25 protein-coding genes and 1 tRNA gene are annotated in these 21,188 nt (G+C 43.9%); 4 read left to right on the forward strand and 22 right to left on the reverse strand.

Going from position 1 to position 21,188, the window contains the following annotated elements; genetic code table 11:
- Positions 1–10: 10 nt before the first annotated feature.
- On the reverse strand, positions 11–1,555 hold the full coding sequence (locus QFZ81_RS34055; RefSeq protein WP_307436923.1) for a peptidoglycan DD-metalloendopeptidase family protein: 1,545 nt from the start codon (positions 1,553–1,555) through the stop codon (positions 11–13).
- A 272-nt stretch (positions 1,556–1,827) separates the two neighbouring features.
- Here QFZ81_RS34055 and QFZ81_RS34060 point away from each other — a divergent pair, with 272 nt between their 5' ends.
- Positions 1,828–2,085 (forward strand): hypothetical protein, encoded by a 258-nt coding sequence (locus tag QFZ81_RS34060; RefSeq protein WP_307436920.1) that lies wholly within the window; start codon positions 1,828–1,830, stop codon positions 2,083–2,085.
- Here QFZ81_RS34060 and QFZ81_RS34065 read toward each other — a convergent pair.
- The 11 genes from QFZ81_RS34065 to rpsF form a co-directional block, all read right to left on the reverse strand.
- Positions 2,082–2,744 carry a hypothetical protein gene (locus QFZ81_RS34065; RefSeq protein ID WP_307436918.1) on the reverse strand — a complete coding sequence of 221 codons (663 nt, stop codon included), beginning with the start codon at positions 2,742–2,744 and terminating at the stop codon, positions 2,082–2,084. The genes QFZ81_RS34060 and QFZ81_RS34065 overlap by 4 nt on opposite strands.
- 170 nt (positions 2,745–2,914) lie before the next feature.
- Positions 2,915–4,201 (reverse strand): adenylosuccinate synthase, encoded by a 1,287-nt coding sequence (locus tag QFZ81_RS34070; protein WP_307436915.1) that lies wholly within the window; start codon positions 4,199–4,201, stop codon positions 2,915–2,917.
- A 441-nt stretch (positions 4,202–4,642) separates the two neighbouring features.
- Entirely contained in the window at positions 4,643–6,007 is a 1,365-nt protein-coding gene (gene dnaB / locus QFZ81_RS34075; RefSeq protein ID WP_307436910.1) for a replicative DNA helicase, read from the reverse strand.
- A 409-nt stretch (positions 6,008–6,416) separates the two neighbouring features.
- Complete coding sequence (rplI, locus tag QFZ81_RS34080) at positions 6,417–6,866, reverse strand: 50S ribosomal protein L9 (protein ID WP_056838752.1); 450 nt, start codon at positions 6,864–6,866, stop codon at positions 6,417–6,419.
- A complete protein-coding gene (locus tag QFZ81_RS34085; protein ID WP_307436907.1) occupies positions 6,863–8,833 on the reverse strand; it encodes a DHH family phosphoesterase in 1,971 nt (656 codons plus the stop codon). The genes rplI and QFZ81_RS34085 overlap by 4 nt, the downstream gene beginning before the upstream one ends.
- Positions 8,834–8,851: 18 nt before the next feature.
- Complete coding sequence (locus tag QFZ81_RS34090) at positions 8,852–9,766, reverse strand: DUF2232 domain-containing protein (protein ID WP_307436904.1); 915 nt, start codon at positions 9,764–9,766, stop codon at positions 8,852–8,854.
- 6 nt (positions 9,767–9,772) lie between these two features.
- A complete protein-coding gene (locus QFZ81_RS34095; protein WP_029196137.1) occupies positions 9,773–10,084 on the reverse strand; it encodes a MazG-like family protein in 312 nt (103 codons plus the stop codon).
- A 73-nt stretch (positions 10,085–10,157) separates the two neighbouring features.
- Complete coding sequence (locus QFZ81_RS34100) at positions 10,158–10,496, reverse strand: cupin domain-containing protein (RefSeq protein WP_307436898.1); 339 nt, start codon at positions 10,494–10,496, stop codon at positions 10,158–10,160.
- An 81-nt stretch (positions 10,497–10,577) separates the two neighbouring features.
- Positions 10,578–10,865: a 30S ribosomal protein S18 gene (rpsR, locus tag QFZ81_RS34105; RefSeq protein ID WP_029196139.1), complete on the reverse strand. Its 288-nt coding sequence runs from the start codon at positions 10,863–10,865 to the stop codon at positions 10,578–10,580.
- 23 nt (positions 10,866–10,888) lie between these two features.
- A complete protein-coding gene (gene ssb, locus QFZ81_RS34110; RefSeq protein ID WP_029196140.1) occupies positions 10,889–11,374 on the reverse strand; it encodes a single-stranded DNA-binding protein in 486 nt (161 codons plus the stop codon).
- A 35-nt stretch (positions 11,375–11,409) separates the two neighbouring features.
- The gene (rpsF, locus tag QFZ81_RS34115; protein ID WP_028557223.1) at positions 11,410–11,697 is read right to left on the reverse strand and encodes a 30S ribosomal protein S6; all 288 of its coding nucleotides are present in this window, start codon (positions 11,695–11,697) and stop codon (positions 11,410–11,412) included.
- 240 nt (positions 11,698–11,937) lie between these two features.
- Between rpsF and QFZ81_RS34120 the strand changes: the two genes are divergently transcribed.
- Together QFZ81_RS34120 and QFZ81_RS34125 are read left to right on the forward strand one after the other, a co-directional pair.
- Positions 11,938–12,129: a YjzC family protein gene (locus QFZ81_RS34120; RefSeq protein WP_261303385.1), complete on the forward strand. Its 192-nt coding sequence runs from the start codon at positions 11,938–11,940 to the stop codon at positions 12,127–12,129.
- A gap of 26 nt (positions 12,130–12,155) precedes the next feature.
- The gene (locus tag QFZ81_RS34125) at positions 12,156–12,428 is read left to right on the forward strand and encodes a hypothetical protein (RefSeq protein WP_307436889.1); all 273 of its coding nucleotides are present in this window, start codon (positions 12,156–12,158) and stop codon (positions 12,426–12,428) included.
- A 69-nt stretch (positions 12,429–12,497) separates the two neighbouring features.
- Here QFZ81_RS34125 and QFZ81_RS34130 read toward each other — a convergent pair whose 3' ends face one another.
- The 5 genes from QFZ81_RS34130 to QFZ81_RS34150 all read right to left on the reverse strand — a co-directional run bounded on the left by QFZ81_RS34130 (position 12,498) and on the right by QFZ81_RS34150 (position 17,419).
- Complete coding sequence (locus QFZ81_RS34130; RefSeq protein ID WP_307449256.1) at positions 12,498–13,193, reverse strand: response regulator transcription factor; 696 nt, start codon at positions 13,191–13,193, stop codon at positions 12,498–12,500.
- A gap of 17 nt (positions 13,194–13,210) precedes the next feature.
- Entirely contained in the window at positions 13,211–14,638 is a 1,428-nt protein-coding gene (locus QFZ81_RS34135) for a sensor histidine kinase (RefSeq protein ID WP_307606300.1), read from the reverse strand.
- A gap of 12 nt (positions 14,639–14,650) precedes the next feature.
- A complete protein-coding gene (locus QFZ81_RS34140) occupies positions 14,651–15,403 on the reverse strand; it encodes an ABC transporter permease subunit (protein WP_307606302.1) in 753 nt (250 codons plus the stop codon).
- Complete coding sequence (locus tag QFZ81_RS34145) at positions 15,390–16,115, reverse strand: ABC transporter ATP-binding protein (protein ID WP_307606304.1); 726 nt, start codon at positions 16,113–16,115, stop codon at positions 15,390–15,392. Before QFZ81_RS34145 ends, QFZ81_RS34140 begins: the two co-directional genes overlap by 14 nt.
- Before the next feature lie 62 nt (positions 16,116–16,177).
- Positions 16,178–17,419: a hypothetical protein gene (locus QFZ81_RS34150; RefSeq protein WP_307606306.1), complete on the reverse strand. Its 1,242-nt coding sequence runs from the start codon at positions 17,417–17,419 to the stop codon at positions 16,178–16,180.
- Between the two features lie 194 nt (positions 17,420–17,613).
- Here QFZ81_RS34150 and QFZ81_RS34155 point away from each other — a divergent pair, with 194 nt between their 5' ends.
- A complete protein-coding gene (locus QFZ81_RS34155; RefSeq protein ID WP_307436875.1) occupies positions 17,614–18,978 on the forward strand; it encodes a right-handed parallel beta-helix repeat-containing protein in 1,365 nt (454 codons plus the stop codon).
- Between the two features lie 43 nt (positions 18,979–19,021).
- Here the strand turns inward: QFZ81_RS34155 and QFZ81_RS34160 are convergent, their stop codons facing one another.
- From QFZ81_RS34160 to QFZ81_RS34180, 5 genes are all read right to left on the reverse strand, one after another.
- A complete protein-coding gene (locus QFZ81_RS34160; protein WP_307436873.1) occupies positions 19,022–19,453 on the reverse strand; it encodes a hypothetical protein in 432 nt (143 codons plus the stop codon).
- Positions 19,454–19,614: 161 nt separating this feature from the next.
- A tRNA-Ser gene (locus tag QFZ81_RS34165) sits at positions 19,615–19,702 on the reverse strand.
- A gap of 69 nt (positions 19,703–19,771) precedes the next feature.
- Complete coding sequence (locus tag QFZ81_RS34170) at positions 19,772–19,987, reverse strand: DUF951 domain-containing protein (protein WP_307436869.1); 216 nt, start codon at positions 19,985–19,987, stop codon at positions 19,772–19,774.
- Between the two features lie 47 nt (positions 19,988–20,034).
- Positions 20,035–20,874: a mechanosensitive ion channel family protein gene (locus QFZ81_RS34175; RefSeq protein ID WP_307436866.1), complete on the reverse strand. Its 840-nt coding sequence runs from the start codon at positions 20,872–20,874 to the stop codon at positions 20,035–20,037.
- A gap of 18 nt (positions 20,875–20,892) precedes the next feature.
- Positions 20,893–21,129, reverse strand: a complete 237-nt coding sequence (locus tag QFZ81_RS34180; RefSeq protein WP_082615209.1) for a putative Se/S carrier protein — start codon at positions 21,127–21,129, stop codon at positions 20,893–20,895.
- Positions 21,130–21,188: the final 59 nt, after the last annotated feature.

Raw genomic sequence — 21,188 nt, forward strand, 5'->3', positions numbered from 1 at the left:
CTGTCTATAATTAGCGGTTTAAATACTTTAAAGGATTTTCTAAACTACCACTTTTGTGAATCTCAAAATGTAAGTGAACACCCGTGGAGTCGCCTGTACTTCCCATAATACCAATTTTATCGCCCTTTTCGACGATAGTACCTTCGGTGGTGGTGATTTTGCTCAAATGACCATATAACGTCTCGTAACCGTTCAAATGATTAATAATAATATAATTGCCATAATCGGATTTATAACCGGTTTCCGTGACTTTGCCGTTATCGGCCGTCATGATATTTTTGTTGCCAGTAATATCAATTCCTTTGTGGAGCTTACCCCAGCGCATGCCGAACGTACTTGAAATACTTGGGGAAATGACAGGCCACGCGAACTTCCCTGAGCCTTCGCCTTGAATGACTTTGGTTCCTTTTTTCACCTTAGCCATAACAGGTTTATCAATGATCTCTTCATTCACAAGCTTCTCTTCGGTCATTAAACCGTCGACCTTCGTCACTTGAATCGTAACCTTCTTCAGCCCATTCTTCCCAGCGGTTATCGGTTGAACAACACCTACACGAAGTGAATCATCTTTCACATACTCAGTGTCGTATTGAATCTCCTGATTCTGTACAACCCGTTCTGTTGTCTTAACAGAGAGCGTTGGTTTGAGCACCGTCACATCAAGTTGGTTGCCGATTTTCAGCTTATCATCTTGAAGGCCGGGGTTTTTATCATAAATGAATTGCTTTGTAATCCCTAATTTCTTCGCGATACAGGAAACGCAATCTCCCTCGACAACCGTATACTTAGCAGGCTGTACATCACCGGTCTTGAGCTTTTTAATTACATCTTCCGGTTTAGCCAAATCATCTGGTTCGATAGGAACTTCCTTGGTATCTACCTGCTGAACAAATTCTACTTTCTCGAGTTCCGATGGTGCTGTTGTGATATCCTCACCCAACCCTGTTGATAGGGCAGCTACCTTAGCGGTTTCCTTGGCTTTAGGCGCGAAGGGTGCACTTACCTGTTCAAGAATCTGATCAGCCGTCTGCTGATCCTTCACAATTGCGATGGTTTTCCCATCTACCTTCAATTCAATGCCGACCGGTTGCGGCACAAGCAGCTTATCAAGTGTTGCCAAAACAGCTGAATCATCTGGTTCTACATTGTAAGCCTTTTCAGACTCATAGGTAACTCCGTTTGTTTTCAGCACGACATGCACATCTGGGAATTTTTGTTGCACTTCTTGCGGTTTTCTTTGCTTATATTCTTCAATAATCTTATTGTCGCTTACAATACCTATTTCTTGGCCATCCAGCTTCACATGATACACATTCACCATGCCTGCTTCAACATATTGATGTCCAGTAAACGTAATTATCCCAGTTAGTGCGATTGCACTAACTCCCAGAGCAAGGGACCATTTTTGTCGTTTCATTACCGTTAGCGTCGTTATTGTCGTTGATTCTTCCAGCTGCTTGTCTGATATTGATTCATTTCCGGTCAAGCTTTCTCGCTTAGGCGTGAATCTCTTGATGAGATCCATGACAAAGCGCATTCCCCTGAAACCTGTCATGATCTTCTCCCTTTGAACGGTTTTGCATCCGTAGATACATAAATAAACCTTGATTAGACATAATATCCATAAAGGATGTCTTCCTTTTGTTAAATTTAACACACTTTCTCTGCCTATTTCAACAAAATACTCGATATCCATGTGATAGATTCGTGTCCATCACCAAAAGAAGGCGCTAAAAATTCATTTTTTTGTATGAAAATCCAAGAGATTATGCGCATTGTTACAAGGTTTGACGAATTAGCATGAAAAATTGAAAGGGGACATCAACGATGGAAATTAATTTGGCTGCTACATTCCAAAATAGGGATAATTTAGAGCAAGCGGCGGAAGTTCTTAAACTGCAAGGTGTACTAGATATCAAATTCGATAATAGCGTAGTGCCTAGTTCTGATCAAGGTGACAGCTTCATTCAATCCGTAGACAGCTTTGCTGCTGAGCCCTCCTTTGCACTCATGGTAAGTGTTGAGAAGTCACGCTACCGCCAAGCTGAGGATACGATTATCAAATACGGCGGACAACTCCATTAATACTTGCTCAGGATATCTGTAAGCTGCTTCAATTCCTTCTCACTTAAGTACTTTTTAAGCGTGTCATTGACTTGCTTTAACTCCTCTGTGGTAATCCCATCTTCGAGCAAAACGGATAGATTCTGCACGTCACTTTGCGGCAGCTTGGCAACAACTAGAGAAAATATTTTCATCTTATCGTCGCTGGACAGTGCTTCTTTTTTTTTGGCAAAATCCTCCGTCGACATAACGAGTTCCTTTTTCTGCTCGTTCGCTTCACTTCGCGCTCTTCCCATAACGGCTATGGCATCATCCTTGGCTCCTTGGGAAGCATCTCCACTGTCAGTAGAACTAACTCCACTTGTGGGAAGTTGATCGTTTGGACTAGGGCTAGATTGGCTTCCAGACGGGTTGAGACTAGGAACAGGCTTCGTAGGTGCAGGGCTTTCAGATGGGGCAGCTTGCTTCCCCCCGTCTCTACGCATAACTATATTCAGCTCCCCCGCCAATCTTGCAGCAAATTCGTTAAATTGAACCTTTTTACCCAAAGCTGGGATCTGATATTGTCGAAATATATCCTCCACGTACATGTTTACAACATACCATGTCGTAAACATCGTAATCGATGTAATCAGGACTGTTCCAATGACGATCTTACTTAACCATGCTATTAGTTTCATTCTCGCTATCACTCCTGGCGCATAATCATGTTCCTCCTTCCCAGTATTGACGAAATCATCTCCATTAAATCCCTTTTTGATAAAAAAGAAATCCTCTAAGCTGCTAACAGCCTAGAGGATTTCTTAAGTTATTCAGGAAAAAGCGAACATTACGCCTCATTTGGTTATGATTATGCGTAGATTGGACGAACCAGGTTCGTTTGCTCACGGTTACGACCTACGGAGAAGATCGCGATTGGAATACCTGTCAGCTGGGAAACACGCTCCACATAATGTCTGGCATTCTCAGGCAGATCGCTCAGCGTACGTGCGCCGGATACGTCTTCTGTCCAACCTGGAAGCTCTTCATATACAGCTACACACTCGGAGATAGCTTTCAGGCTAGCTGGGTAGTGCTCAATCAACTCGCCGCGGTACATGTAGCCTGTGCAAATTTTTACCGTTTCAAGGCCAGTTAGAACGTCAATGGAGTTAAGGGATAAGCCCGTGATTCCGCTAACGCGTCTTGCGTGACGAACAACAACGCTGTCGAACCAACCAACACGACGTGGACGACCCGTTACTGTACCATATTCAAAGCCTTTTTCACGAATCCAAGCGCCGATTTCGTTGTCTAGCTCCGTAGGGAACGGGCCATCACCAACACGCGTCGTGTAAGCTTTTGCCACACCAATGATATTGTGGATCTTCGTTGGGCCTACACCAGAACCAATGCATACACCGCCTGCAGTTGGGTTCGAGGAGGTAACATACGGGTATGTACCTTGGTCGATATCCAACATAACACCTTGTGCGCCTTCGAATAGTACTCTGCGTCCTTGATCAATGTATTGGTTCAATACAACCGACGTATCCGTTACATATGGACGAATGACTTCAGCGTACTCGAGATATTCTTTGAGAATCGGCTCTACATCAAGACCCTGTGAACCGTAAACTTGCTCAATCACAACATTTTTCTCTGCAACGATGCGTCTAAGCTTCAATTCAAACTCTTCCGCGTCCATTAGATCAGCGATACGAATACCGTTACGAGCTGCTTTATCCATATAACAAGGTCCGATCCCTTTGCGGGTCGTGCCAATTTTGCTATCACCTTTGCGATCTTCTTCCAGACCATCCAACAACAAATGATACGGCATAATGACATGCGCGCGGTCACTAATGTTAAGGTTCGTCGTCGTAAAACCGTTATCATGAATGTAGTTAATTTCTTCAATGAGTGCAGCCGGGTTAATCACCATGCCATTCCCGATTACACAAGCTTTATCTTTGTAAAAAATACCTGAAGGTATCATCGTTAGCTTATATTTCTTCCCGCTAATAATGATTGTATGGCCTGCATTGTTACCACCTTGATAACGAGCAACAACCTCAGCAGATTCCGCTAAGAAATCCGTGATTTTCCCTTTCCCTTCATCTCCCCATTGCGTACCGACAACAACAACCGTTGACATATGCACTTACCTCCGTACGGTGACGAATCACCCATAATGAGCCGTTATGGCTTTAGTACCACAGAGAGAAGTTGGACTTCATTAAAGCGCTAAAGCGTCTAGTGTCCATCTTACTTTCCCTCTGGCGATGCAAATACCTCTATACACCGTTTCACATTTGGCGAACCGGTTCAGAGGGCTTACTCACCGCAAAGGAACATCCAGGTTTCTTCGGCAGTCATCTGCAGGAAGTGAACCTACCTTACGGCATGAAAAACGACCTTATTTCGAAGTTGCCTTACGATAAGCAGGCATTCGACCAAGGTTTTTTCACCGTCTCTAGTGTAGCAGTCCCCCTGAGCAAAGTCAATTAAAAACGAACAATTACACAGGTGTCTGTATAATCGTTCGGATATTGCGCAAACTAATAGGTTAGCTTTATGAAAATAAAAAAAACAGCCGTCAATACTGCGCGGCTGCTGCTTCCTGATGACTTCGATCCATATTTACGAACTTATTAAATTGCTTTAAGAACGCCAGCTCTACGGTTCCTACGGGACCGTTCCGCTGCTTAGCAATAATGATCTCGATAATGTTCTTCTTTTCGGATTCCTTATCGTAGTAATCGTCCCGGTAGAGGAACGCTACGATGTCGGCATCTTGCTCGATCGATCCCGACTCCCTAAGGTCAGACATCATCGGACGCTTGTCTTGCCGCTGCTCAACACCCCGGCTCAGCTGCGAGAGCGCGATGACCGGAACGTTGAGCTCACGCGCAATTTGCTTCAGCGTACGGGAGATCTCAGAGACCTCCTGCTGACGGTTATCGCCTTTGCCGCGGCCGGCAATCAGCTGCAGGTAGTCGATGAGGATCATGCCGAGCCCCTTCTCCTGCTGCAGACGACGGCACTTCGCGCGGATGTCCGCGACCGTAATCGATGGTGAATCATCGATGTAAATGTTCGCCTCGGACAAAGCGCCAATTGCCATCGTCAGCTTCTCCCAGTCGTCGCCCTCGAGATAACCCGTCCGCATGCGGTTGGCGTCGACGTTCGCTTCCGCGCAGATCATACGCTGTACAAGCTGCGCCGCGCCCATCTCCAGGGAGAAGATGGCGACAGTTTCCTTAGCCCGTACGCCCACGTTCTGCGCAACGTTCAGCGCGAACGCGGTCTTACCAACCGAAGGACGGGCGGCCAAGATTACAAGGTCCGAGCGCTGAAAGCCGGACGTCATCTTGTCGAGGTCAATAAAGCCCGAAGGGATCCCCGTTGACCCTCCCTTATTCGAGTAAAGCTGCTCGACTTTCTCGAATACTTCCATGAGCACATCGCGAATAACCACGAAGCCGCTTGAGCTGCGGCGCTGCGAGATCTCAAGGATCTTCGCCTCCGCTTCGCTGAGCATTGACCCAACATCGTCCTCATTGGCATAGCCATTGGAGACGATTTGGGTTGCTGTGCGGATAAGGCGGCGTAACATCGACTTCTCCTCGACGATAGCTGCGTAGTAGTCAATATTTGCTGCTGTTGGCACCGCATTAGCCAACTCAGAGAGATACGTCACGCCGCCGATCTCTTCAAGTTGCTGTTTGTTCTGTAGCCGCGACGTAAGCGTGATCAGGTCGACAGGCTCCTGCTCTTCTGCGAGTTCTACGATCGACTCGAAGATGCGTTGATGTGTACCACGATAGAAGTCGTCGCTTGATATCCGCTCCATGGCGGTAATCAAGGCTTCGCCGTGAATCAAAATAGCACCGAGTACGGCTTGCTCGGCTTCTATATTTTGTGGGGGTACACGATCCATAAACATATTATCTCCGCTCATGCTGCTGTACCCGCCTTTCTTTTCGTTAGTAGTTTACTAGCCTTGCATCACAAAAGATGAGAAACTCTTTAATCATTTTCTATCATCCACACTTCGGACTGAATTGGTTCATGTTCAAATATCATTCAAAGCACTTCAAACAATTTAGAAGGCTTTAGAGGTTTACTCTTTACTCTTTACTCTTTACTCTCTTACGCTCACAAAACTCTTAAACATCTCTACAGACATCTAATAAATTTCCCCGCAGCAAACTACGGGAATTATCTCATTAATCCAACAACCGCGGTATTACCTCACAATAGATAAGAGCCCCTCCAAGGGACTCTTACCTTTATCCATGTTCTTTCTCCATTTACGCTGTTTTCTCTTGCTCCGAAACGCCACTACCCACGTTCCGTCACTCCACTTCTTACTTCTCCTCCGTCACATGTACGTTCAAGCTAGCCGTTACTTCACTGTGCAGTTTCACAGCAACCTTCGTCACACCAAGCGTACGAATTGGATCTTCCAGCACGATTTTGCGCTTATCGATTACGATTTTATATTGCTTCTCTAGAATCTCTGCGATTTGCTTGCTAGGGATGGCTCCGAATAGACGTCCGCCTTCACCGGCTTTCGCCTTGATTTGAACGGTCATTTCACCGAGCTTCTCACCGAGTGCCTGAGCATCGGCTTTCTCTTGATCCTTGCGGCGCTGTTCTGCCTTTTTCTGATTATCAAGCACCTTAACGGTTCCTTGTGTAGCTGGAGCAGCAAGTCCCTGCGCGATTAGGAAATTCTGTGCGTAGCCCTCAGATACTTCTTTCACTTCGCCCTTCTTACCTTGGCCTTTTACGTCTTTTAGCAAAATGACTTTCATTCGAAAAGTCCCTCCTCTTCCTGCATTTCCTCAAGTACTTTCTTCAATCGTTTCGTTGCTTCCTCTAAAGTGCCATCTATCTGCGTAGCTGCATTCGTTAAATGCCCGCCTCCGCCCAGACGCTCCATTACGATCTGAACGTTCATCTGTCCCAGCGATCTTGCGCTGATTCCGATCAATCCGTCCGGTCGTTCGGCGATGACAAAGGATGCCATAATATTCGTCATATTCAACAATGTATCAGCTACTTGCGCAATCATCAACTGAGAATATTTGCGATTTGGCTCAGCAACTGCCAAAGCAACATGCTCGTAGATCGTTTCTGTATGTTTAATAACTTCTGCTCTTTCGATATACGAATCGAGATCTTCCTTCAGCAATCGCTGGATTAAGGAGGAATCTGCACCATTACGGCGCAAATAGGATGCCGCTTCGAAGGTTCTTGCCCCTGTACGGAGGCTGAAACTCTTCGTATCAACCACAATCCCAGCCAGCAGCATCGTTGCTTCCAACACTTCCATGGTTAGCTTTTCATTGATATATTGAAGAAGCTCCGTCACAAGTTCACACGTTGAGGACGCATAAGGCTCCATATAGACGAGCGTCGCATCATGGATGAACTCCTCACTACGGCGATGGTGATCGACCACCACGACCCTATGCGTCAGCTGAATCAGCTTAGGTTCAGCCACCATGGACGCCTTATGTGTATCCACAACAACTGCCAGCGAGCGCTGTGTCGTAATCTGCATCGCCTGCTCCGGCGTAATGAACCAACGATGCAGCCGCTCATCGGCAGCAATCGTCTCCATCACCTTCTGAATAGAGGGATTAACACCCTCCAGTACAATGTAGCCTTCCTTGCCGACAACCTGTACTGCCTTCAAGACACCAATCGCTGCACCAACGGAGTCCATATCGGGGAACTTATGACCCATGATGATCACTTTATCGCTATCCTTCATTAGATCACGCAAGGCGTGAGAAATGACCCTAGCTCGAACCCGCGTACGCTTCTCAACCGCATTCGTCCTTCCGCCATAGAAGGAAAGTCGCTGCCCGACTTTGACCGTTACCTGATCGCCGCCGCGGCCGAGTGACATGTCTAGTCCCATCTGTGCCATTTGACCAAGTTCCATGAGCTGCTCAGCTCCTGAAGCGATCCCAATACTAAGTGTCAATGGAAGCTTATTTTCAATCGTCAAATCCCGCACTTCGTCCAGGATTTCAAACCGTGTTTGTTCCAATTGGCGCAAAGCCTTTTGATCCATCAGAATGAGGAAACGATCTGACGACGTCCGGCGCAAATAAAGCTGGTACTTCTGAGCCCATTCCGTAATCTCGCCAGTCACTTTAGCCAGCATAATACTGCGCGTCTGATCATCGAGACCTTGCGTCGACTCTTCTAGATTATCCATCATTACGATGCCGATCGCCGTTTTCTCATCTTCATACTTCTTCGCCAAATTCGCTTGCTCCGTTATTTCACGGAAATAAAGAAGCCGCTCCTCTGGCCGAATCCATACTTGATAAATAAACTTTCCAATGGACAGCTCCAGCTTGTCACTTTTGTCGTTTTTGTCCTTTTTGTTTTTCAAATCAGGGAAGTATTCAAATAGCGACTCGCCAATGACCGAATCCTTCTCAAGCATTTTTGCCACAAAAGGGTTGTGCCACTCGATGCGCTTCTCTTCATTATATAAAATAATTCCGATGGGAAGGCCACTCATCACTTCATTGCCTGCTTTTTTCACCCGATGTGTAATCGTTCCGACGTACGTATTTAACTCTCTACGAAAAGCTGTTTCTGCTTGTAGCGTAAAGTAAGCCAATACACCGCAGACTAGAAAGGCTGTAAGGCCCAGCCACCATTTGAACATATAAATAATGGCTGTCAAAATGATGAGTAGGACGAAAATCCACACGATATGTTGACCGTGCCACCGCTTTAAAAGGAACTTCGGCATTCGAACTAGCTCCTAATCCTATATATTTTTCTTGAACCGTTCTCGGATTGGAAACGCAACATCAAATACCCCTAATAAGCTGTATACGATAAATAAAGGAGGCATGAAGCAAACTAATACAATCGCCACGATTGGCAAAATAGGCTTCCACTTGTTCGCATGTGCAACAAAGAATAGAAAGCAAATCGCCTGAATTGCAAAGGCTAGCATAAGCAGCGGCATCGCATTCATTAATAACGTAGAGATAAGCGAAATTGAAGCCGGATTAACGAATAAATCTAAAACAAATACAACTAAATAGATCCAGACAAGCGATTTCTGCAGCATCCACTCCCTCATCGGGCGCAATCCTGGAATCCCTTCTCCTGTTTTGTTGAGCAGCCAGCGGCTAATGCCGTGAGACACAAATGTGTAGAATAGGGCTACGAAAATTAAATATAAAGGAATCACTTGCACGATGAAATTGACATACCAATCCTGATCTTTCGGCAAAATATCACGAATTCCTGGAGGCATACTCGCTATACTTTCCATCATGAACTGTTTGAACTTCGCAACCGGATCAAATCCGAGCGCATACCCGATAACAAGACTCACCAGAGACTCTGCCAGAATCGTGATAATCCCTGCCGTTAACACAGATCTTGCCGCTGCTTTACGTTTATATAAGTTACCCATGACCAGTACAGGCGGTAAAAAGAATAGAGAAACCGACATAAGGAATATCCCTTGCCATTGGGTAAGTATATAAACAACGAGCAAGCTGAGCACATAGCTAATGACGAAACGCCTTGTGCTTGATTTTACATATAACATTAGAACTGGAATCATGAGAAAACTAAATGTGAAAATAATAAAAGGCGTCATTAGAGATAGCAATGAGACGATCGTCACTGCGCTCCATATGATGCTTTGCCAACTTCGTTTCCCCAACCGGGCTCACCTCTTACGTAAATGTTCTTCTAGCGATGAAATGTCGCCGTACCAGTCCTCAAGTTGATGGCCCTCTTGGCGGTGCTTCTTCATTTTCTCTACAATAGCTTCGTCTAAACTGTGAAATGAAATGCCTAGTCTTCTGCCTAAGATGTAACCGCTCGAAATTAAGCTGGCTAATCCATCTACAATTTTCACATGGCTGCCTTCCCATATGCCTTTGAGCAGATGTGCTACATGATCTACGACTTCTGTCTTGAGCCACTCAATGACTTTGGCCCGTCTGGCTAGGTCAACATCCTTTTCCCTATTCAGCAACCGCCATCTCTCCTCATTCAGCAATGACTATTGTCTCAATTATACCACAAATAGGCACAAGAAAAGAAAGCCTCTACAGAGCTGTTCGATCCCCTTGCGTTGATGGTGTTGAAATCACTAGAAATTCGACATCTTCCAAGGACTCGTTATGAATTTGGTGCGGAATACCAGGTAAGATTGTACAACCTTCCTGCGACTTCAGGGTGATGACCTTACCATCGATCCACATCTTAGCTTCTCCACTTAAAATGAAGAAAAACTGCTTCGCCTTTTCATGCACATGCTTGACTTCACTCGCGCCTGCCGGCATTCGCTCTTGGATTATTGTCCTATCTGCGTCCCGCTCCAGATACCAACCGTCGCAACTTTCGCCCCATATGTAGTGTTCCGCCTGCTTTTTATGGATTTTCACGATCGGTTTCTCCCCTCGTAGTTTGCTTCTTGGCATACAAAAAAGACAGCCGTTAGATACAGCTGCCTTCTTGGTTTAACCCTATTCCGTTGTGTAAGGCAACAATGCGATTGTACGGGAGCGCTTGATAGCGATCGTCAATGCACGTTGGTACTTAGCGGAAGTACCAGTTACACGTCTAGGAAGAATCTTCCCGCGCTCACTGATGAACTTTTTAAGAGTTTCAATATCTTTATAGTCAATGTGCTTGATTTTGTTTACTGTGAAGTAACAAACCTTACGACGTTTACCTTTACCGCCTTTACCACGAGGAGCAAATTTGCGGTCGCCGCGATCTTCACTGTTGTTATCTCTTTTTTGGAAAGCCATTAGTTTGTTCAGTCCTTTCTACTTTAGAATGGCAAGTCATCATCGGAAATATCGATCGGTTTTCCGTCATCTATGAAAGGATCCTGCTGCTCGCGCGATCCACCGCCACGATTGCCACTGCCGCTTCCGCCGCCGTAGCTTGCGTTTGCGTTAGATGATCCGCCTTCTTCGCGATTACCGCCGCTGTTGCTGGATTCAAGGAAACGTACATTATCGGCAATAACTTCGGTCACATAAACGCGCTTGCCCTCATTGTTGTCGTAATTCCGTACCTGAATACGTCCTTCCACTGCTGTTAAACGACCTTTACGCAAATAGTTCGCGCATGTTTCAGCAAGCTGCCTCCACGTGACGATATTGATAAAGTCCGCTTCCCGTTCTTTCGACTGTGAGTTCGTGAAAGGGCGGTCTACTGCAAGTGTAAATTGTGTAACAGCTACGCCAGCTGGCGTATATCGAAGTTCTGGATCTTTGGTCAATCGACCGATAAGAATAACACGGTTCAACATGGAACAACCCTCCTGACGAAAATACTGGCATGCATTTAAGCTACGTCGTTTACGATTAAGTGACGAATAACTTCGTCCGAAATCTTAAGTACGCGATCAAGTTCAGTTACAACAGCAGGTTCTGCGTTGAAGTGTACCAGCACATAGTGCCCGTCACGGAACTTCTTGATCTCATACGCAAGACGGCGTTTGCCCATCAGGTCATGTTTGGAGATTTCTCCCCCACCGTTCGTGATGATGCCTTGGAACTTTTCTACCGTAGATTGAACAACTTCTTGTTCAACGTCTGTACGAATGATGTACATCAGTTCATATTTGCGCATGTATTTCACCTCCTTTTGGACTAAGCGGCTCCTCTTTAAGCTTGTCAGACAAGCGAAGGAGCAAGGAGCGAGGATTCTTATTCAAAACTCGCACCTGAATACTATAGCAAATTGAGCGACAGATTACAAGTTTTTCTCTAACAAACTGTGAGGAGGAAGCTGGTAATGGGATTCATACATGCTTCCCCTGCAAAGGGGTAATCTAAACATGATTGTTATTCTTAAGAAGAGGTGATCATCGTGGGTGAATGGACAGAATTCAATGCTGGCGATCATGTTCCTAACGACGGCGAGTATATGGAAATCGGTGAAAATGCTTTTCACATGGGCATCAAGAATCCTAAAACCGTTACGTTGAAAAAAGGTGACACTTTCCCGGAAAATAGTAACCACAATCGAAAATGGCATCGAAAAAAAATAACGCTAAAATAAGTTCACCATGAGTAGGAGAATGACCAATGAGAATTACCACGTTTACATGGCTGTTCACCTTCCTAGGTGCTGCCTTGTGCTTGGTTCATTATTTATTTCATGATCATGATGCCTTCTATATGCTGTTCTACGCTCTCAGTATACCAGCATGGTTTGCATCAACATTTACGAACATCTATGAAATTTCCATGTTTCGAATGCTTATCATTTATGCGTTAACGATCGCCTCATGGGCCCTGGTTGGGTATATCATTGACCGTTTCTCTGTAAGCTACAGGCGGCGGGATAGGAATCATTAGCGATTGGAATGAATAGCTGGCCCTTATGTAGTTTACCTACTTAGGGCCAACTCTTTTCAATTGAAATGATCAAACTATAAACCTGTACCCTGATCCCCAAACTGTTCCTATATACTGGGGTTTAGATGGGATTTCCTCAATTTTCTCTCTGATTCTGGCAATATGAACCGTTACGGTAGAGGTGTCGCTCATCGCATCCATCCCCCAGATTCTCTCAAAAAGTTCTTCTTTACCAAACACCCGATTGGCATGCTGCAAAAGAAACAGAAGCAGGTCAAATTCCTTTTGCGCCAAAATGACTTCATTCCCGTTCACAAAAACTCTCCTGGCATCTTTTTGAACCTCAAGACCTCTGACCTGAATCCTGCTTCCCTCATTCCCATTTCCAAACCGCTCTTTCATACGCTCAAATTTTTTCAGATGGGCACCAACCCTGGCTACCAGTTCACCCGAGCTGAACGGCTTTGTAATATAATCGTCCGCGCCGAGTCCTAAACCATTAATCTTATAGATTTCCTCTGCTCTAGCTGATACCAGAAGCACAGGAATATCATCCTGCTCACGCACTGTTCTCAAAACTTCAAACCCGTCTATATCCGGCAGCATGATATCTAATATAATGAGCTCAAAATCTTCCTCCTTTAGAGCTCTCAAACCCGCTGATCCGCTGTTCACCGTCTTAACCGAATAACCGCTCAACTCAAGGTAATCCTTTTGCAAATTGGCAATACTTTGGTCGTCCTCAACAATCAGAATTTTTTTCATCATAACCTCCAAACATGTTAGAACTTCTTCAGAGATATCATTATGCGTGTCCCCTCTCCCACAACGCTTTTTGCCCATATTTTCCCTTCTTGCCCTTCTATAATTTGCTTTGCGATAGCAAGTCCTAGTCCGCTGCCGCTTTTTCTTGAAGGGTCTACCTGATAAAATCGGTCAAATATGAAGGGGAGTTTGTTCTCGGGTATTCCATTGCCGTTGTCCCTAATTTCTATAATAGCAGACGTTCGTGTTTCCCTGAGTAATATGGCAATCTTTCCATTTGTCTTACCTGCATACATCACAGCATTATCAAGAATGTTCTGTATGACCCTCTTTAATCTTTCACGATCGATTAATACTTTGACAGGCTCCTTTAATTCGTTTATTAACTCTAATGAAAGGTTAGCCTTTTCACACTCATATTTATGATCCGCGACGCAATCCTCGAAATAGCTCGTCAAATCGCTTTTCTCAAAATGATAAGGAAGCTGATTCAAATCAAGCTTGGAATATAAAAGAAGATCATCGATCATAGCGTTCACCAAAATAGCTTTGGATCGTGCAGTTTCAAGGTACTCCTCAAGTTTCTCAGGCGTCTTGGCTACCCCATCTATAATCCCTTCAATATAACCTTTAATGGAAGTAACAGGCGTCTTTAAGTCATGTGAAATGCTTGAAACTAAAAACTTCCTGTTATCATCAAATTTTTGCTGCAAATAGACAGACTCCTTTAGCTTGATCCGCATTAACTCCAAGGTTCTGCTTAATTCCTGAATTTCGCCTTCGCCCTCTTCGGAAATCTCGCAGCTTAAATCCCCTTCCCTGATTTTAATAGCGGCGTCCTTTAACCTGGAAATCGGTAAAATAATTCCGCGTGAAAACTTATACGAAATCCAAAAATTCATTAGCAAAAATACCACAGTGAAAAAGCTGACTGTAAAAATGCCAAGCAGCACATAAAAACTTGTTTTCACCTTGATTGGCACAAGCAGCAGCAAAATGCCCATATCCCCTGAAGGAAGTTTGTAATCCGCTCGGGTAAACATATAAGTTTTGCCCTCAAGCTCAATCTCATCTCGATGAGACGAATCGCCAGACAGCATTAGGCTTTTCTCGATATCGATCTTATTAAAATTATGTGTAGCAAACAAAACTTCTCTATTTATTAAAATGATCGCACTGGCATCCAAAGCGTTAACTCGATCAAAGAGCTTTTGTTGATAGTTATGATCCAAGTGCTGCTCGAACTTAAAGGTCAGTGCTTCTCTTTTGATTTCGCTGATCGCTGCCCTGACTTCGAAGACTTTTTGAAACTCCTTTATACCGGCTTCGCGGCCAAAAACTTTCGTATAAGCAGCAACAAAAATAATGACAGCCAGGAACGTCAAACCAATGGAGACCAGTACAGCCAGCGCATTCATCGTGAAAAAACGTTTGGTTAAGTGCATGTATATTCCTTTCTATATATCCTTCCTGTCAAACAAGTAATACCCCGTAGTAAATAACATGATACCACAGCCTGACATGATTAAGATCTGTCGGAATATTTTAAACACATTGATCGATTCAGAAATCCAGAGGGTGTACCAATCAAACATCGACGTAATAAAAAAACTCGAATAGGATGAGAACACAATACCCATAAAATTAAAACCGATAAACACTAGAATAGAGAGGAAAAATACTGCTAGTCCTCCCTGGATCACATTGGACAACAGGACGACGATAAGTGCAAACACAAATACGGGAAGAAAAGTTAAGCCATATGATAAAATCACCTTTACGATGCCCATGTAGCTGGCAGAGGCCGGATTAAATATGAATCCAACAAGCAAAGAAAGAAGCATAACAAACAAAAGGTTCCCAACAATAAATAAGGCCAAATTTAAAACCTTCGCACTAAACACACCAAATCTGGAGACCGGCCTTAAGAGCGTTATTTTCATAGTATTCGACGAGGATTCACCGTTAAACATATCGATCGCTACAAAAATGGCAAACAACGGTAAAAGCGTATAAGTAATAAACGTTAGCACCACTATGGGAAATTCCACACTCCCAACAACCCTTAATCCAAGGCCATGCTTAATCGTCGTTACGGCAATTTGCCCGATCACAACGGCAAGAATGGACAAAATCACGGCTGCAAGCATTTTTTTCTTTTTCAGCAGCTTCACGGATTCATTTATAAATGCAGCTTTAAACCCTGCCATTCCTGTCCACCTCACTTACAAAATAATTTTCAAGCGAAGAATAGTAAGAAAGAATATTCTGGGTATATTCGACGTTGACAAGCTTGCCTCCGTAAATAATCCCGATTCTTGTGCACGTTAATTCCACATCGTGAATCAAGTGGCTGGAAATAAAGAAAGTCGTGCCCTCCTGGGAAAGCTGTTTGATCAATTTTCTCATTTCCAGCATCCCCTCGACATCAAGTCCGTTTAAAGGCTCGTCCAAAATTAAAAGCTTTGGTTTGGACAGAATCGCAGCCGCTATCCCCAGCCTTTGTTTCATCCCGAGTGAAAATTTCTGTGATTTTTCATTTTTATATTTCAACATGCCTGTGATTTCAAGACATTCATCAATTCTTCGCTGATCAATCTGCGGGTAAAACCTGGCGAACAGTTTCAGGTTTTCATTTGCTGTTAAATATGGATACGATTCCGCTGTTTCAATCATACAGCCTACATGCTTCATGGCATTGACGTAATCTTCTAAAATGCTGGCGCCGAAAATCTTCACATCACCACGATCCGGTTTCGTGAGCCCGGTCATCATCTTCATGGCTGTTGTCTTCCCAGCGCCATTTGGTCCTAGAAAACCGAATATATCGCTTTGATCTACTTCTAAGTTTAACTCGCTAATCCCCCGGCCATTCTTAAATGACTTGGTTAAGTCGTTTATTTCAATTGCCTTGACTGTCAATTCATCATCTCCCCAAAAAATGTTCAAGAAGCCGCCATTTGCAGCCTCCTGAACCCCATTTTCTATTCAAATATGCGTCTAAATTCTCCATCGTAATATGGTTTCGAGCTAGATTTGTACGAGTTTTTATCAATGACCTCTATACCCATTTCAAAATAAACCTTGCCAGCGGAGTTCGGATGAATCATTCCATTTTTCTGTTCACCCTTCGCATCTGTGTAAGTAAAAGTTGTGGATGACACCGGATTGTATGCAAAGTCAAATGCATCCTTGTTTGGATACTCGCTCTCAAAACCAGGATAAACAGTCTCTGAATACTTTCCTGTCACTTTATCGCCGTCTATGCTTGTGATTTCAACCGTTCTCTCGCCAATCTTCACAAACTTGCCGTCTTTGTCCATAATGATATCATTTTTATATGTTCCCACATATTTGCTGCTGAATCCGCCCGAATAGCTGACCTTCTCAACGTTCGCGCCTGTTAGGTCAGGCATAGCAATCTTCGTATTGCCAATCTCAGAAAGCTTTACAATGACATTGAGGTTTAAGTCATGCTGAACACCATTTTTATCTTTTCCCGACAGGGTAATATCACCCGTCACATTTTCCAGATAGCCTGCTTTATTTTCAACGGCCGTACCCACAACCTTTTTCACAAAAATATCGCTCTCTATTTCCGGTAAATCCCTCTCATCGTTAAGCATCTGCTTGATACCAAAGGAGGAGACAGCATTTACGACGGCCGGCACTTGTGTCTCGGACAAGCTCCCCGCATATACTTTTCCGCCGTCATTCCCTTCCTCTACCTGCACATAATCTTTCAGAGAGCCAACCACAGCGTCAACAATCTTTTCGATCTCCGCTGCTCCCTTCTCTTTAAACGGGTTGTCGAACTGTGCTGGTCCTTTCCTGTTCACATTAGCCGGATATTCCGTGACGTAATAGGTATCCTCCATGCCGCTTTTCCTAACTGAAAGCTTATTGTCGGAATACGTATAATTGGAGGTGGTTTCGCCATTTGCTTTTTTAGTCACCGTATTGTCTTCAGATGTTTGTTTTGCCGTATCCATTTTCTTGATCATTGAAGCTTGAAGCAAGGTTTGATTATTATCCTTCAACGTATACAACGCCTCGACCGTATAGTTGTTCAAATCCTTTTCCATGAGTGCAGCAGTGTTTTTTGCTGAATCTTTCAGCCGGTCATATCCAGATCCAAGCAGCGTATCGGCAAAAGCAGTAGATACGAATAGACAGGCTCCAATCGTAAATGAAAGTACAGTAATTACTTTTTTGCTAAGTTTCATCTTGGTTCTCCTTTAATACGATTTAGGGGAAACGTTTCCTTACTATTTATTTTAATATAGGCTTATTGAATCCATCTAAATGAATTATTAACAAAGTATTAACTCTGTTTCAATGATACTTCTGCTCTTCCCGTTCTGTTCGCTTTATCTTATAATTTACTATATCTACCAATCCTTTAATGAGGTGAAATTTTTTGAACGAAAATAAAGATAGACAGCGTGAAGTATCATCTTCTGATCTAAACCCTCCGCCCCAATCTACAGCCTCTTTTAGCCGTAGAAAACTGCTCTCTTCAATTGGCGCCGCAGGTTTAGCTTTTGTAGCAGGAGACATCTTCACAAATAGCTCAACTGCTCAAGCAGCATCTCCTTCCACACTTATTTACAATGTCAAAGATTTCGGAGCCCGCGGTAACCGACGCTATGATGAAGACGATGCTCCTTACATCCAAAGCGCAATCGACACAGCTGCTCTATCAGGTGGCATAGTTTACATCCCGCCAGGCATGTACTTTCTCAAGATTCCCTTGCGCGTGAGTGCGAACATTACCTTAATAGGGGCCGGCAGCAGCAGTATCCTTCGGTCATCCACCCATAAATTCGGTCTCCTTAACTTATCCGCGGTTCAACATGTACATATCCAGGGGTTGTCCTTCCAAGGAATTGGATCTTTCGGGAATGCCTCGGTACCACGCATTGAATGCGGAATTGCGCTCGACCAAGCTACCGACATTACCATCACAGACTGCACCTTTTCAATGATCGATAATGGCATCAAATCCGTTGACTCTAACCGAGTCGTTGTGGAAAACTGTACTTTCGATAACATCATCGGAACGCTGGATTACGATTCCCAAGGTTATGGCATCTGGTGTAGTAATGTTAAGAATCATCATTTTGTGCAAAATCAATTCAACATGCTGTTTCAAACGTGTATCACTTTTACCAATGGCAGCAGTCATTCTGTCATCGCGAGAAATCGCATGCAGAAGTGCTATCAGTCTGGGATTGACCTTATATCCGGTCCCAGAGAAGAGCCATGTCAGTTTAATACCCTCTCCGATAACATTATTGAGAATTTTATAAATTCAAGCGGAAATAAAGGGTATACCTATGGCATCCGTCTCAAGGGTCACTGCATCTCCAATATGATTACTGCTAATATTCTAAATGATATCGACGATATTGGTATTCTGTTAGCGGGACAAGCGGACACCCAACTAAAACGACCTCATCGCAATATCATATCCAATAACCAGCTCCAAGCTATAGGTAATAACGGGATTGTCCTCATTAATGCTTATGATAATCAGATTCGTCAGAATTCTATTCGTAGTTGTAAAGCAGAAGGCATTTTACTAGCTGCTGAAGGCAAAGAAAGCGGTTCGTACTCAGATAGCAATCAGTTAATAGGTAATAGCCTAAACACCTGTACCAAAGCACCGATCCGGATCACGGATACCAATTGCCGAGAAACCATCCTCTTTGGCAATGTGGGTTCAGGCAATGGTGAGAAAATTTTCGATAAAGGCACAAATACAACCACTTCTACCCTATGAGCAAAAAGGCCACACAACCCAGTTGGGTGTGCGGCCTTCTTCGTTATTTCTGATAAACTCGCTTCTCCGATATCTTACCATCCGCAAAGAAAACAAGCTGTACATAATAACCAGGTTGATTGGATATCTCAAAGTCATACGTTTTCTTTCCATTCTCTTCTTTAATCAACTTACCTTTGGATCCTGTCAGCTTCACCATGTCATCGTAAGTGCCTGTCATACTTATTTTATCGGCCTGTTCCTTCGTTATCTTAGGAAGCGGCTCATCCTTCGTCGCATTGTCTCCGGCCTTTGGTGTCGCAGTTGCAGCTGTTCCACCAGTTGGACCGCTTGTCCCGCCAGGCGTCGCAGAAGCCCCTGGAGAAGGCTGTACAGTCCCACCAGCAGTAGGACTTGCTGTGCCCCCCTCGTTCTTCTTGGAGCACCCTGTGATGACCACAGCTAGCACCAGAAGCATCATTAACCAAATTCTCATAACGGTCTACCTCCTTCATTTTACCTATGCCTAGATATGGGGTTATTTTGCTTCCTTTCCTTGCCTTTTATCCCCTAACTGCCAAAGCAAAAGAGCCCCCTACGTCTTCATAGACGTAAAAGGCTCTTAATTTGTTTCACGCTGTTGGTTCCACTAGAGTACGGAAAGAGTGGGAGTCGAACCCACGCACGCCTCGCGACGCCTAACTGATTTCGAGTCAGCCCCCTTGGACCACTTGGGTACCTTTCCATGAAAAGCGAGAACAGGACTTATTGTATCAAAAAAGTCAGGCTCTCGCAAGTGTTTTTCCTGAACCCATTAAGAGGACTCTTCTTGTATCTCTATATTCGATCGGAGTACTTTTTTTAGCTTACTTTCGAACTTCGTTCTCGGCACTAATACACTGTGTTTACAGCCTACACATTTGATCCGAATATCCATACCCATCCGAATGATTTCCATTTCATTGGTGCCACACGGATGGGGCTTTTTCATTTGCACAATATCGCCAAGTTGATACTGCTTCTTCTCCATTCGTCTGCCACCGCCTTTTTTGAATTTACGGACATTATTTTCTTGGGTTATAGCACTTCTATTTGGGTGATATTGAGCTGCTTCTTAATTTCGATATTCAAAAGTCTAGTGACATTAAATTGTCTTGTCGGCTTACACTCCGCGATAATACGAATTTTCAAATCCGTCGTACCTACCATCTGAACACCAAGCACCTCAGGTTCTTTCACAATATCATCGGTAAGCAGCTGAACTTGCTTCACCGTTTCCTTGAGGATTTCTGTCGCTTTATCAATATCCAAATGAAGAGGAATCGTTACATCAACTACAGCAAGTGAATTATAGGTAGAAAAATTGGTTACTTGTTTGATATTTCCATTCGGAATAATATGCACTTCACCTGTCCAACTCTTGATCCGGGTCACTCTAATCCCGATTTCTTCCACTGTACCTTTGAATTGATCAATTTGAATGACATCCCCCACTCCGAATTGATCCTCAAAGATGATGAAGAACCCTGTTATTACATCCTTCACCAAACTCTGTGCTCCGAAACCAATCGCTAGCCCGAGTACACCTGCACCAGCAAGTAAAGGGCCTATATTCAGCCCAACTTGCCCTAGTATCAGCATAATGCATATAAGATTGATCGTGTAAGCTATTAGATTATGTATGAGACTTCCTATTGTGTTCGTTCTTCTTCTATCAAATTTCAACGGAGACTTGTCTCTGGCTGAAATCATATGAGCGATTGTTTTATCAGCGATTTTTATACAAATTTTAGCTACTACATAGATTAATATAATTTTAACGATAATCCAAAATATCGAGGCTATCATTTCCGGTTTAGTTATATGTTCGTGTATCCATTGACCTAAATCTGCAAAAAACTTAGTTACAAAGGCCATCTGCAGCCCCCCTTAATTTCATTCCATCGTAACATATTTATCCTCATTTTTAAAATAGATGCCTCTTATTTCCACATTTTCAGAATGAATGATGTCTCTTACTTGTTCTAAATTCTCTCCGGGGAATTCAATAGACAGTGCGCAGCCCGCGGTGATTTCTTTCGGAGTTGGTCGTATGTCGATCTCGATATCTGCATACTCTAGCAGCATTTCTGCCCTCAGTGCTTGTTGAGTAGAATCGAACGCTAGCAACATGATTGAAAGTTTCAGGGAAAGTCCCCCTCTTCTACGTATAAATGTCCCTATCTCTCCAT

This window comes from Paenibacillus sp. V4I9, from assembly GCF_030817295.1.
Taxonomy (GTDB): Bacteria; Bacillota; Bacilli; order Paenibacillales; family NBRC-103111; genus Paenibacillus_E.

Coding starts and splice junctions, on each gene's coding strand:
- QFZ81_RS34085 (WP_307436907.1), bottom strand. CDS start 8,833: ATGCCGAAGTTCCTTTTAAAGCGGTGGCACGGTCAACATATCGTGTGG.
- rpsF (WP_028557223.1), bottom strand. CDS start 11,697: ATGCGCAAATATGAACTGATGTACATCATTCGTACAGACGTTGAACAA.
- QFZ81_RS34150 (WP_307606306.1), bottom strand. CDS start 17,419: ATGAAACTTAGCAAAAAAGTAATTACTGTACTTTCATTTACGATTGGA.
- QFZ81_RS34065 (WP_307436918.1), bottom strand. CDS start 2,744: ATGAAACTAATAGCATGGTTAAGTAAGATCGTCATTGGAACAGTCCTG.
- QFZ81_RS34055 (WP_307436923.1), bottom strand. CDS start 1,555: ATGACAGGTTTCAGGGGAATGCGCTTTGTCATGGATCTCATCAAGAGA.
- QFZ81_RS34140 (WP_307606302.1), bottom strand. CDS start 15,403: ATGGCAGGGTTTAAAGCTGCATTTATAAATGAATCCGTGAAGCTGCTG.
- QFZ81_RS34175 (WP_307436866.1), bottom strand. CDS start 20,874: ATGGCCTTTGTAACTAAGTTTTTTGCAGATTTAGGTCAATGGATACAC.
- dnaB (WP_307436910.1), bottom strand. CDS start 6,007: ATGAGCGGAGATAATATGTTTATGGATCGTGTACCCCCACAAAATATA.
- QFZ81_RS34070 (WP_307436915.1), bottom strand. CDS start 4,201: ATGTCAACGGTTGTTGTTGTCGGTACGCAATGGGGAGATGAAGGGAAA.
- QFZ81_RS34060 (WP_307436920.1), top strand. CDS start 1,828: ATGGAAATTAATTTGGCTGCTACATTCCAAAATAGGGATAATTTAGAG.
- QFZ81_RS34170 (WP_307436869.1), bottom strand. CDS start 19,987: ATGGAGAAGAAGCAGTATCAACTTGGCGATATTGTGCAAATGAAAAAG.
- QFZ81_RS34180 (WP_082615209.1), bottom strand. CDS start 21,129: ATGTTGCTAGCGTTCGATTCTACTCAACAAGCACTGAGGGCAGAAATG.
- rplI (WP_056838752.1), bottom strand. CDS start 6,866: ATGAAAGTCATTTTGCTAAAAGACGTAAAAGGCCAAGGTAAGAAGGGC.
- QFZ81_RS34160 (WP_307436873.1), bottom strand. CDS start 19,453: ATGAGAATTTGGTTAATGATGCTTCTGGTGCTAGCTGTGGTCATCACA.
- QFZ81_RS34130 (WP_307449256.1), bottom strand. CDS start 13,193: ATGAAAAAAATTCTGATTGTTGAGGACGACCAAAGTATTGCCAATTTG.
- rpsR (WP_029196139.1), bottom strand. CDS start 10,865: ATGGCTTTCCAAAAAAGAGATAACAACAGTGAAGATCGCGGCGACCGC.
- ssb (WP_029196140.1), bottom strand. CDS start 11,374: ATGTTGAACCGTGTTATTCTTATCGGTCGATTGACCAAAGATCCAGAA.
- QFZ81_RS34135 (WP_307606300.1), bottom strand. CDS start 14,638: ATGCACTTAACCAAACGTTTTTTCACGATGAATGCGCTGGCTGTACTG.
- QFZ81_RS34125 (WP_307436889.1), top strand. CDS start 12,156: ATGAGAATTACCACGTTTACATGGCTGTTCACCTTCCTAGGTGCTGCC.